General features: G+C 65.1%; 11 protein-coding genes. 7 read left to right on the forward strand and 4 right to left on the reverse strand.

Translation table 11 applies throughout. From position 1 onward, the window contains the following. Positions 1–320 precede the first annotated feature (320 nt). The 3 genes from ileS (at position 321) to AC1HIY_RS17150 (ending at position 4810) form a co-directional block, all read left to right on the forward strand. Entirely contained in the window at positions 321–3503 is a 3183-nt protein-coding gene (gene ileS, locus AC1HIY_RS17140; RefSeq protein ID WP_479578016.1) for an isoleucine--tRNA ligase, read from the forward strand. A gap of 71 nt (positions 3504–3574) precedes the next feature. Next, entirely contained in the window at positions 3575–4006 is a 432-nt protein-coding gene (locus tag AC1HIY_RS17145; protein WP_479578017.1) for a TraR/DksA family transcriptional regulator, read from the forward strand. Between the two features lie 84 nt (positions 4007–4090). After that, the gene (locus AC1HIY_RS17150; protein WP_479578018.1) at positions 4091–4810 is read left to right on the forward strand and encodes a signal peptidase II; all 720 of its coding nucleotides are present in this window, start codon (positions 4091–4093) and stop codon (positions 4808–4810) included. 12 nt (positions 4811–4822) lie between these two features. Here the strand turns inward: AC1HIY_RS17150 and AC1HIY_RS17155 are convergent, their stop codons facing one another. From AC1HIY_RS17155 to AC1HIY_RS17165, 3 genes are all read right to left on the reverse strand, one after another. After that, a complete protein-coding gene (locus tag AC1HIY_RS17155; RefSeq protein ID WP_479578019.1) occupies positions 4823–7627 on the reverse strand; it encodes a carboxypeptidase regulatory-like domain-containing protein in 2805 nt (934 codons plus the stop codon). A 160-nt stretch (positions 7628–7787) separates the two neighbouring features. Beyond that, entirely contained in the window at positions 7788–8771 is a 984-nt protein-coding gene (locus tag AC1HIY_RS17160; RefSeq protein WP_479578020.1) for a FecR family protein, read from the reverse strand. Next, positions 8768–9346, reverse strand: a complete 579-nt coding sequence (locus tag AC1HIY_RS17165; protein ID WP_479578021.1) for an RNA polymerase sigma-70 factor — start codon at positions 9344–9346, stop codon at positions 8768–8770. Before AC1HIY_RS17165 ends, AC1HIY_RS17160 begins: the two co-directional genes overlap by 4 nt. 311 nt (positions 9347–9657) lie before the next feature. Here AC1HIY_RS17165 and lepA point away from each other — a divergent pair, with 311 nt between their 5' ends. The 4 genes from lepA (at position 9658) to lepB (AC1HIY_RS17185) (ending at position 14750) form a co-directional block, all read left to right on the forward strand. After that, the gene (gene lepA, locus AC1HIY_RS17170) at positions 9658–11463 is read left to right on the forward strand and encodes a translation elongation factor 4 (protein ID WP_479578022.1); all 1806 of its coding nucleotides are present in this window, start codon (positions 9658–9660) and stop codon (positions 11461–11463) included. Positions 11464–11534: 71 nt separating this feature from the next. After that, the gene (locus tag AC1HIY_RS17175) at positions 11535–12329 is read left to right on the forward strand and encodes a hypothetical protein (RefSeq protein ID WP_479578023.1); all 795 of its coding nucleotides are present in this window, start codon (positions 11535–11537) and stop codon (positions 12327–12329) included. 280 nt (positions 12330–12609) lie between these two features. After that, positions 12610–13629 carry a signal peptidase I gene (gene lepB / locus AC1HIY_RS17180; protein WP_479578024.1) on the forward strand — a complete coding sequence of 340 codons (1020 nt, stop codon included), beginning with the start codon at positions 12610–12612 and terminating at the stop codon, positions 13627–13629. 23 nt (positions 13630–13652) lie between these two features. After that, entirely contained in the window at positions 13653–14750 is a 1098-nt protein-coding gene (gene lepB / locus AC1HIY_RS17185) for a signal peptidase I (protein WP_479578025.1), read from the forward strand. Positions 14751–14789: 39 nt separating this feature from the next. Here lepB (AC1HIY_RS17185) and AC1HIY_RS17190 read toward each other — a convergent pair whose 3' ends face one another. Then, positions 14790–15749, reverse strand: a complete 960-nt coding sequence (locus AC1HIY_RS17190; protein WP_479578026.1) for a L,D-transpeptidase — start codon at positions 15747–15749, stop codon at positions 14790–14792. Between the last annotated feature and the right edge of the window lie 20 nt (positions 15750–15769).

The following is a 15769-nucleotide window of genomic DNA, read 5'->3' on the forward strand; positions in this document are numbered from 1 at the left end:
TCCGTGAGATGAAGCACGTCCCGTACCTCCCGGAGGACGTGTACCGGCGGCTCTACGAACAGGCCTTCGAGGTGCGCAACGAACTCGGCCTCTACGTTCAGGACCTCCGCCGCCGCTTCGACCTCGGCATCGACTGAGGGTTGCCTTTCCCGGCTCGATTCCGTCTCCGAAACGAACGCGCCCGTCTCCGCTTCGGCGCATGCGTGGTTCTTCCGGCTTCAGCGTTTTTTCCCGAAACGCCAGGGCGGCTCTTCGTATTTTCCACCTTCTGTGATGCCCCCATAATCTCGAAAAACAGCCGGCCGGCGCGCGTGAAATCGATGAAAGCATTCGAGGAAATCAAGCGGTTCGATCATCCGGGTCTGGAGCAGGAGATCCTGCGTTGGTGGAACGAGCACGACATCTTCAAGAAGAGCATCGCGCAGCACGAGGGGGCGCCGACGTTCTCTTTCTACGAAGGCCCGCCCACGGCGAACGGGCGTCCGGGCATCCATCATGTGATGGGGCGGACGATCAAAGACACGTTCTGCCGCTTCAAAACGATGAAAGGCTTCCGGGTCGAGCGGAAGGCGGGATGGGACACGCACGGGCTGCCGGTCGAGATCGAGGTGGAGAAAGAGCTGGGCCTCGAAGGGCGGCATCAGGTGGAGGAGTACGGCATCGAGAAGTACAACGCGGCCTGCCGGGAGAGCGTCCTCCGATACAAGGCGCTGTGGGACGACCTCACGCGCCGCATGGGCTACTGGGTGGACCTCGATCACCCGTACATCACCTTCAAGACCGAATACATCGAGACGGTCTGGTGGCTCCTCAAACAGATCTACAAGAAGGGGCTGCTCTACAAAGGCTACAAGATTCAGTGGTACAGCCCGGGCTCCGGCACGGTGCTCTCCTCGCACGAGGTGAGCCTCGGATACCGGGAGGTGCAGGACCCGAGCGTGTACGTCCGTTTCCGCTCGAAGGAGGAGCCGGACACGGCCTTCCTCGCCTGGACGACGACGCCGTGGACGCTCATCTCGAACGTGGCGCTCGCCGTCGGGCCGGACATCGACTACGTGAAGATCCGGCGTGAGGACCCGGAGGGCGGGGCGGAGCACCTCATCCTGGCCCGCGCGCGGCTCGGCGTCATCAAGGAGCCGTTCGAGATCGTGGCCGAATACAAGGGGCTCGACCTGCTCGGGCGCACGTACGAGCCGCTCTACCCGTACTTCGTCGAGGACGTGCCGCCGGAGAGCGCCTGGCGCGTGGTGGCGGCGGACTACGTCTCCACCGAGGACGGCACCGGCATCGTCCACACCGCGCCCGCCTTCGGAGCGGAGGACTTCGAGACGGCGAAGAAAGCCAACCTGCCCCTGGTCAACCCCGTCGATCCCGAGGGGCGCTTCACCGAGAAGGCCGAACTCGTGGCCGGGATGTGGTTCAAGGACGCCGACAGGGTCATCGTGCGCGACCTCCGCGACCGGGGGCTGCTCTACCGGCACGAGACCTGTCTCCACAACTACCCGCACGACTGGCGGAAAGGCACGCCGCTCATGAGCTATCCCGTCGAGGGCTGGTTCATCCGCACCACCGCCGTGAAGGACCGGCTCGTGGCGCTCAACGAGACGATCAACTGGCAGCCGAAGGGCATCGGCACGGGGCGCTTCGGCGAGTGGCTCAAGAACAACATCGACTGGGCGCTCAGCCGCCGCCGGTACTGGGGCACGCCGCTGCCCGTCTGGGTGTCGGACCGGGACCCCGAGTACATCGAGGTCATCGGCTCGCTCGAAGAACTGCGCCAGAAGTGCGGCGATCAGCTGCCCGCCGATGACGCGGAGGTGGACCTCCACCGCCCGTACGTGGATCGCCTGACGTGGCCCGCCCCCGGCGGCGGCACGATGCGGCGCGTGCCCGACCTCATCGACGTGTGGTTCGACTCCGGCGCCATGCCTTTCGCACAGTGGCACTACCCCTTCGAGAACGAGGAAGCCTTCCGTCGCAGCTTCCCCGCCGACTTCATCGCCGAGGGCGTCGATCAAACGCGCGGGTGGTTCTATACGCTCCACGCCATCGCCACGCTCGTCATGGACAGCGTGGCCTACAAGAACTGCGTCGTCAACGGCCTGATCCTCGACGAGAAAGGGGAGAAGATGTCCAAGAGCAAGGGCAACGCCGTCGATCCGTTCGACGTCATCCGGCGGCACGGCGCGGACCTCGTGCGATGGTACATGATGAGCAATACGCCGCCGTGGGAAGACCTCAAGTTTTCCGAGCATGGTCTGCGCGAGACGCTCCGGAAGTTCTTCAGCACGCTCGGCAACGTGTATGCCTTCTTCGCCACGTATGCGAACATCGACGGGTTCCGGTATGCCGGGGCGCGCATTCCCGTGGCACGCCGCGCCGAACTCGACCGGTGGATCCTCAGCCGCCTGAACACGACCGTCGCCGAGGTGGATGAGGCCCTCGAAGCGTATCACCCGACGAAAGCCGCCCGGGCCGTGGAGCGCTTCGTGGAGGAACTCTCGAACTGGTACGTGCGCCGCTCGCGCCGCCGGTTCTGGGCCAAGGCTTCGCAGGACGCCGAAGACAAGTTGGCTGCGTATCAGACCGTGTACGAATGTCTCGTCGCCACGGCGAAGTTGATGAGCCCCATCGCGCCGTTCTTCGGCGAGTGGTTGTACCGGGCGCTCAACGAGGTGACGGGCCGCGAGGAGGCCGAGTCGGTGCACCTCGCCGCGTTCCCCGAGGTGGAGGCGGCGGCCGTCGATGCGGCGCTCGAACATCGGATGGGGCTGGCCCGGACGATCTCTTCCATCGTGCTCTCCCTCCGGAATGCGGCGGGCATCAACGTGCGGCAGCCGCTTCCCCGCATCCTCGTGGTCACCGGCGTGGGCGTCGAGCGGACGGAGGTCGAGCGCGGCCGCGACGTCATCCTGGACGAGGTGAACGTCCGGGACATCGAATACGTCGAAGGCACGAGCGGGGTGGTGAAACGGTCCGCTAAGCCGAACTTCAAGGCGCTCGGGCGGCGGCTCGGCAAGCTGATGAAACCCGTCAATCAGGCCGTGCGCAACCTGACGGATGCCGCGATCGAGCGATACCTCACCGAAGGCGCGCTCACGCTCGAGGTCGAAGGGCAGCGCGTCGAACTCGGGCCGGGCGACCTCGAGATCACGAGCGAAGGGATCGAGGGCTGGCTCGTCGGGCAGGAGAGCGGCGTCACCGTCGCGCTCGACACCACGATCACCGATGAACTACGCGCCGAAGGGCTGGCCCGTGAGACGGTCAATCGCATTCAGCACCTGCGCAAACAGGCCGGCTATGACGTGACCGACCGCATCGTGGTGCGCCTCCACGCCACCGAGCGCCTGGCCGAAGCCGTGCGCCGTCATGCCGACTGGATACGGAACGAGACGTTGGCTGTGGAGTTGGAAGAAGCCGAACGACCGGGGGGCGACCTCGTCGAGCATTTTGAGATCGATTCCGAGCAAGTGACGGTGGGCGTGCGGAGGGTCGAGGGATGAGGCGGAACCGGCCTCGGTATTTTCCGTGACCGTTTTTCCTTTCAAGCGAAGAAACAATCGTATAGGGCATCATGGCTGAGAAAAAAAATGAGCAACCCGTAGCCGGTGCGGCGACGGATGCCGAGAAGCGACCAACGCCTTTCACGGACGAAGAGCTCGAGCATTTTCGGAAGCTGATTCTGGAAAAGCGGGAGGCGGCCCTGGAAGACATCGAGCGGATGCGCAGCCAACTCGCCGACGCCCGCGAGCAGTCGGAGAACGACACCGCATACAGCTTCCACATGGCCGACGCCGGCACCGACGCCATGGAGCGCGAAAAGCTGTACCTGATGATCGGACGTCAACAGAAATACGTCGGCTACCTCGAGCGGGCGCTCGAACGCATCGAGAACAAGACCTACGGCATCTGCAAGGTCACCGGAGAGCCGATCTCGAAAGAGCGTCTCGAAGCCGTTCCGCATACCGAGATCTCCATCGCAGCCAAACTCAAGCAGAAAAAGTAACCTCCGCCCGGCACGGGCGTACCCAAGGGCGGTCCTGGTCCTCCGGGGTCGCCTTTTTTCGTCCGGCCTGCCTCTCGACAGCCTATGCGCGCACTCTGGATCACGATAGCGGTCATTCTCGTCGATCAGGTCACGAAATACATCGTCCTCCATACGATGTTGCCCCACGAGTCCATCCCGGTCCTCGGAGACTGGCTCAAGCTTACGTTCACCGAAAACCCCGGGATGGCGTTCGGCATCACGTTCGGTCCCCCCGCGATGGTGACGATCTTCTCGATCATCGCCACGTTGCTGATCCTGCTGTACATCTTCAAGGTGGGCAACACCTATTTCCCGTATCAGGCCAGTCTCGCGCTCGTGCTCGGCGGCGCCCTCGGCAACATCATCGACCGCATCTTTTACGGCGTCATCCTCGGGTACGACACGTTCTTTCTCGGCAAAGTGGTCGATTTCATTCACGTCAACGTCTGGCGGGGCTACGTCCCGGACTTCATTCCGTTTTTCGGGGGGAGTTACGTGGCGCTTTTCCCGATCTGGAACGTCGCGGACATGTCGATCGTGGCGGGCGTCATCGGGATTCTCCTCTTCCAGAAGAAGTTTCACGAGCGGCTGGCGACGGGGCGGCCTGAGGCTTCGGAAGGCGTCGGCGGGGAACAGCGTGCGGCGCAGACGGACGGCGCCCCGGCGCCGGGGGCAGAGCCGTCAGAGATGGCCCGGTCGACCGAAAATGGCTCGGACGGAGACGGTGTCTCGGGCGGAGCTTCGCTGACGGAGCCGGGCGGCGGGCGAGAAGAGACGCCCTAGCAGCGGATCGGCTCACCAGCTCACACGGAGCGCGACGGAGGTGTAGCGGGGAAGGAGGGGACGGTTTTCCACTTCGAGAAGCGGGATGCGCTCGGCGTCGGCAAAATAGGTTTCCGGATCGAGGAAGAAGCGGTATTCGGCCACGTTGGTCCGGTTGAGCGCGTTGAGGACATCGGTGCGGATCTGGAGCGTGGCGCCGCCGACGTGAAGGTTGTAGGCGAGGCTCAGGTCGAGCTGGAGGATGGGCGGCAACTTGTGCGTGTCGGGCTTATCGAGGTTGTAGCCGACGACCTGGTTGCCGATGCGGATGCGGGCGTCGGAGGAGACGCCGGTCTCGGCCAACTCGGCCAGCACGCTGGAGAGGTCGTCGAGGTGAGCGCCGACGAAGTCGTAGTAGGTTTTGCGGAAGCCCCAGGTGCGACCCCACACGCCGCGCCAGCGGGCGAGGAAGGTCAGGTTGCGCACGGGGGAGACGTCGAGGCGGAGTTCCAGGTTGTGGGGCTCGATCCAGGGGACGCGGTGAACCTCTCCGCGAAAGAGGCTGGAGATGCTCCGCTGCCCGTCGCTGTACTCATAGCGCGCGAGCACCCGCCCTGCCCCGATGTCGCGTTCGAGCTGGACGGCGGCGCCATAGGTGAAGCCCCAGCTGTCTTTGAGAAAAGCCCGCTGCGGGAGGTTGTCCAGGGAAAGGTCCTCGTCGGTCGCATAGTCGATGGCAAGGATGTGTCGCTGACGCTTATAGTACCCTTCGACCCGAACCGTCCATGCGGGTGTGGGCATGAAGAGGAGTTCGCCCGCGTAATGGAGGGCCTGCGGCGGCGAGATCGTCGAGTCGGTGAGCATCCAGAAGCGGGTCATCGGCACGAAGGAGCGCGGGCTCCGGCTGCTGACGTCGAACTGGTTGACGAACTGCTGATAGACCCCCGCGGCGAGGAGCAGCGACCACGAGCCGTATGGCGTGTCGGCCCAGTCGAAGCGGAGTGAGAGGCGCGGTTCGGCGTAGACCTTCGCGGTGGCGTCGAGGAAGGTGAAGCGGCTGCCGGCTTCGACGGTCACGTGCGTGCCGAGCGTGAGGGTGTTTTCGATGAAGCCCGCCGCGCGCCACCCGGCGGAACTGTGCCGAATGGGCAACTGCGCGCCCGCCAGCGAGAAGCGGTTGCTCGTGCGCACGAGTTCTCCGCCGATCTGGAGGTACTGGTGGTCGCTGAGGTTGTGGTCGAGCTTGCCGGTGAGGCCGAACTCATAGATGCGGTTGCCGTCGTCTACCGGCGCGGTGGCGGCCAGGCTGTCCGGCGTATTGAACGTATGGTTGAGGCGGTAATAGCTCATCCGCGCCTGAAGGGAGGCGAGGGTGCGGGGACCGAGGACGGCTTCGAAGCGGGTCTGCCCCGCACCGCTCTGCCAGGTGTACGTGTCCGGGATCGAACGGAGGGCGTCGTTGAAGTCCCGGGAGGGCGAGAGGAAGGACTGGTCCGAAAAATCGTTTCCTATCCGCGTTTCTCCCCAGTAGGCGGAGGAGTACAGGCTGAGCGAGGGATTGAAACGCAGACGTCCGGCGGCGTGGAGGTCGTGGAACCCGAGGCCGGGGTTCCCGGCGGACTCGAACACCTGAAACGGCGTGTTTCGCTCGGCAAAAGCGGAAAGCACGAACGTGTCGATGGTGTTCCAGTCGCGGAGGAGCGTTTGAAGCGGCGGCGGCGCGAAGAGCTTCCACAACCCGAGCCGTCCCGCGATCATCAGCGACCGCTCGGCGCCGCCCGCGGACCTGTGGTGCAGGCCCACGCGCGCGTTAATGCTGAGCGGGTCCACCTGCACGTCGAGGCGTTGGGGGCGCGCAGCCGGCAGCGTGTGCTCCGCCTCGATCACGCCCGCTATCTGGCTTCCGACGGTCGCGTCGAAGCCGGCTTTGTGCACGGTGATGCGTTCGAGCGCGAAGGGGCTGAAGGGTCCGGTGAAGCTGGTGACGTTCAGCGGGATGAAGACGGGGACGCCGTCGAGGCGGAACTGATGCTCACCGGCGGCGCCGCCCTGCACGTGCAGGTCAGCCGTGACATCGTTCACCCGGACGCCCATCATGGCGTCGAGCAGGCCGAGCACGTCCGAGCCGCCGGGAGAGGGCGTCGAGGGCGTTTCGGGATCGTCGTAGCGGGCGAGGCCGAGCGTGCGCGAACGGTTGCGCGCCGACAGCCCGTTGACGACGATGGGCGTCACGAGGATCGTCCGGGGCTGGAGCGTCAGGTCGATGCGCGCGTTCCCGCCGGGCGGCACGTCCACGACCGTCGCGGCGCTCCGATAGCCGAGATGCGAGGCGATCACCTGATAGCGTCCGGGCGGGAGCTTGCCGAGGGAGAACCACCCGGCGTCGTTGGCGGCGCTTCCCGCCGAGGCGTCGGTGAGCACGATGTTTGCCGAAGGGATGGGGCGTCCGGTGGCGGCGTCTCGCACGCGCCCGCTGAGGTTGCCGTAGAGCGCGGCGGTCCGCGTGATCTCCGCCAGAACGTACGTGCCCGTGGAGAGACGGTAAAAATCGAGGCCGGTGCCCTGAAGCAGGCAACGGAGCGCGTCCTCCGGCTCCGCATCCCGGATCACACAGTATACCTGCTTGCCGGCGGTGAGGGCCGGATCCCAGCCCAGATCGATGTGGGTCGCGGCGATGAGCTGTTCAAGCGCCGTCTCCATCGGGACGCCCCGCCACGCAAACCCGTACGTCTCCGTCTGCGCAAGCGCCGGGGCGACCGCCGGTCCGGTCGCGAGCGTGACGAGGGCGACGAGGGCGACGAATACGACGCGGAGAAGTCGGATCCGAACAAAGGCCATGGGGCTCATGGAATCGGGAGGGGCAATCGTACGCCGGAAAAACCAGGGCGGAAAAGGGGGGTTCCTCAGCTCGCCGCGCCGGAGACGAATTTCGGGAAAAATAGCACAAAGATGGGATAAAAGAGGGGGAGAACGGAGCGCCCGACGGGTGGAGGTGCGGTCAGGGCACGTAGACTTCGTAGCCGGAGGCGATGGGACGGTACCGCGTGCCGGACATCTGGGTCAGCTCGGAGAGGACCGTCTCGGCCTCGAAGGGCGCGTGTTTGAAATACGACTGGGGTCTGGCACGCACGGCGTCGTCGGCGACGATCTCGATGGCGAAGCGCCGTTCGATCTCGTCGAAGATGGCGCCGAGGGGCTGGTCGTGGAAGGCGAGCCCGCCCTCGCGCCAGGCAAGGGCCTGCGTGAGCGAGACCGAGTCGGGGAGCGAGACGGCGCCGGAGGCGGTGATGTAGGCGGATTGCCCGGCGGTCAGGACCACGCGCGATCCGGGCGCCTGCTTCGCGCGGACGCCCACCTTCCCGGAGGCGACGGCGACCCGCGTGACGGCGAGCGGGTCGGTGCGCCGGGCCCGGACGTTGAACTGCGTGCCGAGCACCCGGGTCTCGGCGTCGAACGTCTCGACGACGAACGGGTCGTCGGTGTGTGTGACTTCGAAGAAACCCTCGCCTTCGAGCGTAACCCGTCGTTCTTTCCACGAGAAGGCGCCGGCCACCCGGAGCGTGGAGGCGCTGTTGAGTTCCACCGTGGAGCCGTCGGGGAGGTGGACGGCAAGCGTCTCACCGGCCGGGGCGTGATAGGTCGTCGGGCGAAGCGCGAGAAAGACGCCGAGCACGACGGTTGCCGTCGCGAAGACGGCGGCCGTGCGCCACCGTCGTTGCGGTGTGGCCGTGATGGCGCGGGCGGCGTGGCGCAGGCGGTCGGCGACCACGGCGAGCGGAGACGGCGCGGGCGCTGGAGCGGCGGCGGCAAGGAGCGCCGCGCGGGCGGCGCGTTTGCGCGCCGGGTCGGGCGCCAGGTCCGGGCGGGCGTCCGCGCACAACGTCCACACCTCACCCATCGCGGCGGGATCGCCGCCGGCTTCCGAGCGGAAGTGGGCTTCCACCTCCGGCGGCAGGCTCGGTATGTTCGGACGCTCGTTCATGTGCGTAAGCTCTCGCTTTCCCGGCGGTAGGTCTCCAGACGCAACCGCAAGTGCTGAAGCGCGAGAACGATATGATTGTTAACGGTTTTGGGCGCGAGATTCATGCGCGCCGCGATCTCTTCGTGGCTGAGCCCCTCGAATCGACTCAGCTCGAAGGCCAGACGCCTGCGTTCCGGCATCTCGGCGATCCATCGTCGAACCCGATCGTTGAGCGCATCGGCATCGAGGTTTTCCTCCACGAACTGATGCTCAGAAGGTTCGACCGGCATCGCGTCGAGCGAGGTGGTCGCGTGGCGCTTCTTCCGGCGCTCATGGTTCAGCGCATAATTGCGAACCATCTGGTACAGCAACGCCTTGAGCGAGCGATCCGGATCGATGGTTTCCCGCACGTGCCAGAGCTTGGCGAAGACGTCCTGCAAGATGTCGTAGCAAGCCTCGCGGTCGTGCGTGATGTACCAGGCGAAACGAAAAAGCGCGTCGTAGGTGGCATCAAAGACAGAGGCGTAAGCCGCACGATCGGAACGGCGCAAGCCGTCACCCCAGGCGCGAAATTGCTCCTCTGAAATTGATTGCATGCGTTGTCTGCGGTCAAGGGTTATACACCGGGACCATCGGCAGTACCCAATCCCCGCGGATAGGATGAGCGCAAGAGCCGGAGCCGTCGGGAAGCGGGCGGCATTGGAGGCGCGCAGGCTCTGAAATCATCCATAAAACCCGGTCGTACGGCGAAGGTTCTGTCCCGGCCGGCGGGTCCGGCAGCGAAATATCGACGAATCGCCGTTGCGCGCGTGCCGGGGCCGCCTCCGGATGGAACCCCTTCGGTCGCCGCCGAATAATAGCGGACGACTCCACCGTCTTCACGCCTCTCTCTTCATCTCGGCGCTCAATGCCCTACGATCAAAGCAAAATCCGGAATTTTTGCATCATCGCGCACATCGACCACGGGAAAAGCACCCTGGCCGACCGGCTGCTCGAATGGACCGGCACGCTCACCGAGCGCGAGCTGCACGCGCAGGTCCTCGACGACATGGACCTGGAGCGCGAGCGGGGCATCACCATCAAGAGCCACGCCATTCGCATGAACTATGCGTCGCCGGACGGCGAGCAGTACGTGCTCAACCTGATCGACACGCCCGGCCACGTCGACTTCACGTACGAGGTTTCGCGGGCGCTCAAGGCGTGTGAAGGCGCGATCCTCGTCGTGGATGCCGCGCAGGGCATCGAGGCGCAGACGATCTCGAACCTCTACCTCGCCCTCGAAAACGACCTCGAAATCATTCCGGTCCTGAACAAGGTCGATCTGCCGGGGGCGCGCCCGGACGTGGTCGCGCAGTCCATCGAGAGCATTATCGGGGAGCCCGCCGAGGACATCCTTCATATCAGCGCGAAGACGGGCGAGGGCATCTCGGAACTGCTCGAAAAGATCGTCGCGCGGATCCCCGCGCCGCAGGGCGACCCCGAGGCTCCGCTCAAGGCGCTCATTTTCGATTCGGTCTTCAACACCTATCGCGGCTCCATCGTGTATGCCCGGCTCTTCGAGGGCACGCTTCGAAAGGGCGATCAGATCCTCTTCATGTCGAACGAGAAACGGTACGTGGCCGAAGAGGTTGGCATCCTCAAGCTGGGCATGGAGTCCCGGGACGTGCTGCGCGCCGGGGAAGTCGGGTACGTCATCGGCTCGGTCAAAGACGTGCACGACACCCGCGTCGGCGATACGATCACGCTCGTGCAGAATCCCGCCGACGCGCCGGTGGAAGGGTTTCGGGAGGTCAAGCCGATGGTCTTCAGCGGCGTCTATCCCACGAACGCCGACGACTTCGAGGACCTCCGCGCCTCGCTCGACAAGCTCCAGCTCAACGACGCCGCGCTCACGTACGAGCCCGAGACGTCGGTGGCGCTCGGCTTCGGCTTTCGTGTCGGTTTCCTCGGCCTGCTCCACATGGAGATCATCCAGGAACGCCTCGACCGTGAATTCGGCCTCGACATCATCACCACCGTCCCGAACGTAAAGTATGAGGTCGTCAAGACCGACGGCACGGTCGAGGTGGTGGAGAATCCGAGCAACATGCCGCCCGTGGGCGAGATCGCCGAGATTCGAGAGCCGTATGTGAAGGCCGAGATCATCACGCCGAGCGAGTACATCGGCAACCTGATGCGGCTGTGCCAGGACCGGCGGGGCGTTTACATCAACACGGAATACTTCGACCCCGAGCGCGCCGGGCTGATCTATGAGATGCCCCTCGCCGAGATCATCTTCGACTTTTACGACAAGCTCAAGAGCGTCAGCCGGGGCTATGCCTCGTTCGATTACGAATTCATCGAATACCGGCCGAGCCGGCTCGTCAAGCTCGACGTGATGATCAACGGCGAGCCGGTCGATGCGCTCTCGACCATCGTCCACCGGGACAAGGCGTACGAGATGGGCCGCAAGCTCACGCGCAAGCTGAAAGAGCTCATTCCGCGTCAGATGTTCGAGGTGGCGCTTCAGGCCGCCATCGGCACGCGGGTCATCGCGCGGGAGACGGTGAAGGCGATGCGAAAGGACGTGACGGCGAAGTGTTACGGCGGCGACATCTCGCGGAAGCGGAAGCTGCTCGAGAAGCAGAAGGAGGGGAAGAAGCGGATGAAACAGGTCGGGCGCGTGGAGGTGCCGCAAGAAGCCTTCCTCGCCGTCCTTTCCATGGAAGACTGAGCGGGGATCGTATGGGGGAGAGCGGGAAGCGATCTCGGACGCCGCGCGCCGCCGGCTTTTCCGGGGGGGCGATGCGTCTCGTCCGGCTTCTCGTGTGGCTCGTGCCGGTGTGCGTCGCCGCGCAGCCGACGCGGGGGCAGACGCTCATCGACCTGTACCTCACCGAGCGGATCCGTGAGCAGGCGCTGGAGCTTCAGCGTCGGCATGCGCTCCGGATGCAGCCCCTGCCGCCGACGCCCGTTCCCTCGGCGGCGGACACGGTTCGCGCGTGGCTCCTCGCCCGTCGCCCGACGCCTCCGGCGCCGCCCGCCGAAGTCGCGGCTCCGCCCTTCCGGGTCGAGCGGTGGCGGCTGATGAAGAAGTTGGAGCGCCACTGGTTCGAGAAAACCTTCCGCGAGACGAAGTGGGCCTTTCTCGGGAGCAACACCTTCTCGCCCCTCGATACGCTCCGGACGCAGGACCTTCGAGCGCGCCTCGAAGCGCACTTCGGCCCGCCCACGAAGACGGTGGTCGAGCTCGACAGCCTCGAGCACCGCACGCGCGAGGAGTTCGTCGAGTTCGAATACTGGTTCATCGTCAACGACACGATCCCGCTCATCCTGATGGACGTCAACGGGCCTTTCGAACGGGGCCTCGTCACGGCGACGGACCATCGCTTTCGGAACCTGCTATTCGACCTCCGCGAGACGTTTCTCCGAGACCTGGTTGCGGATGAGACCCGTTCGCCGTACGTCGATTATTATTATCAGTACGACACGCAGACCTGGTTCCTCACGGGCTTCGACGGCGAGGCGTTTTTTCTCCGCCGCATCGCGCGGCCGGCCCTTTTTCGCGGGCGTCCCCGGCTCCGAGGGCCGACGAGGTGAGCCGCGCGGGATTTTGATGCCTCCGCGGCGAACAGCCGGGGCGGTTGTCACGTTGAACCGGGATCGGTCACGGCGCGGCTAAAAGATCCGCATCGAGGCAGAGACGAACACAGACAGTTGGAACGGCGCCGTGCCCGACGGTTGCGGCGGAAAACGGATAAGGATTTTGGCAACGAAAACACAAAGGCAAAAGGAACGGGAGAGGCGCCGGGCGAACCGCCAGAAAACGCGCGATCGCGTCAAGGGGCCGTCCGAGCAGGGGCCGCCGAAGAAAGGCAAGGTGCGCGAATGGGTCGATGCGCTCGTCTTCGCCGCCGTGGTGATGCTCATCGTGCGCACCCTCTTCTTCGACCTGTTCAAGATCCCGACGCCTTCGATGGAGCGCAACCTCCTCGTCGGCGACTTCATCTTTGTCTCGAAGCTGCATTACGGCACGCGCACGCCCATGACGCTCGGCGTCCCGTTCACGCAGATTTATCTCAAAGGCCTCGAGTTGCCGTGGACGCGCCTGCCGGGCTTCTCCGAGGTCCAGCGGCTCGACGACGTGGTGTTCAACTATCCCGTCGATGAGGCGCCGATCGAGCGAAAGACGCATTACATCAAGCGGGTCATCGGATTGCCGGGCGAGACGCTGGAGGTGCGCGACAAGGTCGTCCACGTCGACGGCGAGCCGCTGCCACTCATGGAAGGCATGCAACAACGATGGATCGTCTACAAGAGCAGCCCGAGCGTGCGGCTTTCTCGCTCGAAGCTGGAAGAGCTCGGCGTGGCTCCGGACGGCTTCATCGATCCGCCGAACTCGAACATCGCGCAGGTCAACGCGACGCCGGAGGCCGTTCGGGTGATCGAGTCGTGGCCGTGGGTCGAGCGCGTCGAGCCGGCCATCGCCACGGACCCCGGCTACAGCGACCTCATGTATCCGCCCGGTCGCGGCTGGACCCCCGACAACTACGGGCCGGTGTCCATCCCCGCAAAGGGCGAGACCGTCACGCTGACGCCGGAGACGTGGGCCGAATACGAGACGGTCATCCGACGGTACGAGGGGCACACCACCGGGCGCGGCGACGGCGGCGTGTACCTCATCGACGGCAGCCCCGCCACCACGTATACCTTCGCCCAGGACTACTACTTCATGATGGGCGACAACCGGGACAACTCCGAAGACAGCCGGTTCTGGGGCTTCGTCCCGATGGATCACATCGTCGGGAAAGCGGTGCTCATCTATTTCTCGTGGGAGAAAGGTGAGGGCGACCTGTTCGGGATTCCGAGGTTCAATCGCATCTTTCGGTTTGTGCGGTAGCGAGGAGGCGGAGTGCGATGGCGATGGACGACGAGCGAGGACAGATCCGTAGAGAGATTCCCGTGACGGAGCCGGAGGCCTCCGGGGCGGGGCGGGCGAGGCTGCGGCAGGTGCGTGACTGGATGATCGTGTTTGTCGTGGCGCTCGTGGCCGCGCTCACCATCCGCACGTTCGCGTTTCAGGCGTTCCGCATCCCCTCGCCCTCGATGGAGAAGACCCTGCTCGTGGGAGACTACGTGCTCGTATCGAAGCTCCACTACGGTCCGCGTCTGCCGTTCACGCTCGGCGTCCCCCTGACCGAATGGTATGTGAAAGGGGTGCAACTGCCGTATTTGCGCCTGCCGGGCTTCTCCACGATCCGTCGCGGCGACGTGATCGTGTTCAACTATCCGGCCGAGGACGGCCCCATCGACCGGAAGCAGCATTATGTGAAGCGGCTCATCGCGCTGCCGGGCGACACGTTGAGGATCGTCGACAAGGTGACGTACATCAACGGGCAGGAGATGCCGTTGCGGGACGAGATGCAGCAGAGGTGGGTCGTCGAGGCAGAGCCGGGGCGGCCGTTCCCGGTCGAGCGGCTGCGGGCGCGCGGGGGCGAGGTGCTCGCCGGGCGGCCGGGTCGGGGCGCGTCCGAGCGCATCGCCGTGGAAGCCACGCGCGCGCTGGCCGAGGAGGTGGCTTCATGGGACGCCGTCGCCTCCGTCGCGCCGTACGTGCTGCCGCCCCACGCCGGGCTCCGTGTGCGGACGTTCCCGCCCGGCAGCGGCTTCGGCCCCGACTTCTACGGCCCGCTCTACGTCCCCGCCCGGGGCGACACCCTCACCCTCACCGCCGCCAACTGGTCGGCCTACCTGCCCATCATCCGCCGCTACGAAGGCCACGACGCCCGCCGCATCGACGACGATGTCTTCGAGATCGACGGCAAGCGGACCCGCCGGTACGTCGTCGAACAGAACTACTTCTTCGTCATGGGCGACAACCGCGACAACTCCCAGGACAGCCGGGTGTGGGGCTTCGTGCCGGAGGATCACCTCGTCGGGAAGGCGGTCCTGATCTATTTCTCGTGGGATCAGGCGCGTAAAAAACCCCGCACGGACCGTCTCCTTCGCGTCATCCACTGACGACCGGAGGCCGCCTCCGTCGGCCGGGCGGAAACGGGCTCAGTCGCCGATGCCGCGCATCCGGTCGAAGCGTTCCTGCTGGGGTGAGCCGGGCGGCACGTCGTACGGGTGCGCGGGAAGCTCGACCCTGCGAAGCACCGGATAGCGCGCCCGGTGCTCGAACGGCGTCGGATGGCCGTACGTCTCCTGACCGATGACGAGGACGGTCGTGCCCTGCTTGAGAATCTTGCCCTGCGTGGAGCCGACACCGTGGCCCTTCGTGGTCTCCCACGGGTCGGCCCAGTCATAGATCCACTTCGCGTCGTCCTCGACGAGCCGGACGCATCCGTGACTCTGCGGGCCGCCCGTGGGCATGGCATACTGGTGAATGTGGATGCCCCGCTCTTCGAAAAAGTTGAACACCCAGTACATCTCCCACGGCTCTCCGGGCGGACTCAGCGACGAGATGCGATACTCCGCCTTCCAGTTGAAATTGTACCGTCCGTTCGGCGTCGGGGAGGTCTCGGCTCCCGTGCTCACGATGCCCCACCGGACGAGCTTGCCGAATTCATACGCCGCCCACGCCTGAATTTTTTTGTCGATGATGAAGAGCTTGTCGAAATCCTTGCCGCCGGCGTAGAAATGGGGAAACGGGCTGTACGCGCAGAAATTGAGGTCGAAACGGTCGGGAACGACGAGCGTGTCGCCGATGTGCATGAAGGCGATGAGCTTGCGATTGAGCAACTCGACCAGGCGCGCCCGCTTTTGCCCTAGGTCGAGGTCGCCGTCGCCGAGGACCTTGTAGAGCGTGTTCCGCGCCAGCACGTTGTTCTTCCGGCTGCTGTACAGCACGTAGTATTCGTAGTGGACCTCGGGTATCGCGTCGAGGTTCGCGGCGCACGGTTGAAGAATCTCTTTCAGCGCCGGCTGGTTGATGTAATATTGGGCCGAAGCCTCACCGGCAACCGTCGTCCCGAGCAGGACGAGGAGAAAGAGCATGCGAGACGCGCGGATTTTCATGAGGCACAACCGTTTTTGCC

The sequence above is a fragment of the Rhodocaloribacter sp. genome, assembly GCF_056451265.1.

Coding starts and splice junctions, on each gene's coding strand:
- AC1HIY_RS17155 (WP_479578019.1), bottom strand. CDS start 7,627: ATGGCCTTTGTTCGGATCCGACTTCTCCGCGTCGTATTCGTCGCCCTC.
- lepA (WP_479578022.1), top strand. CDS start 9,658: ATGCCCTACGATCAAAGCAAAATCCGGAATTTTTGCATCATCGCGCAC.
- AC1HIY_RS17165 (WP_479578021.1), bottom strand. CDS start 9,346: ATGCAATCAATTTCAGAGGAGCAATTTCGCGCCTGGGGTGACGGCTTG.
- AC1HIY_RS17145 (WP_479578017.1), top strand. CDS start 3,575: ATGGCTGAGAAAAAAAATGAGCAACCCGTAGCCGGTGCGGCGACGGAT.
- AC1HIY_RS17160 (WP_479578020.1), bottom strand. CDS start 8,771: ATGAACGAGCGTCCGAACATACCGAGCCTGCCGCCGGAGGTGGAAGCC.
- AC1HIY_RS17190 (WP_479578026.1), bottom strand. CDS start 15,749: ATGAAAATCCGCGCGTCTCGCATGCTCTTTCTCCTCGTCCTGCTCGGG.
- AC1HIY_RS17150 (WP_479578018.1), top strand. CDS start 4,091: ATGCGCGCACTCTGGATCACGATAGCGGTCATTCTCGTCGATCAGGTC.
- AC1HIY_RS17175 (WP_479578023.1), top strand. CDS start 11,535: ATGCGTCTCGTCCGGCTTCTCGTGTGGCTCGTGCCGGTGTGCGTCGCC.
- ileS (WP_479578016.1), top strand. CDS start 321: ATGAAAGCATTCGAGGAAATCAAGCGGTTCGATCATCCGGGTCTGGAG.
- lepB (WP_479578025.1), top strand. CDS start 13,653: ATGGACGACGAGCGAGGACAGATCCGTAGAGAGATTCCCGTGACGGAG.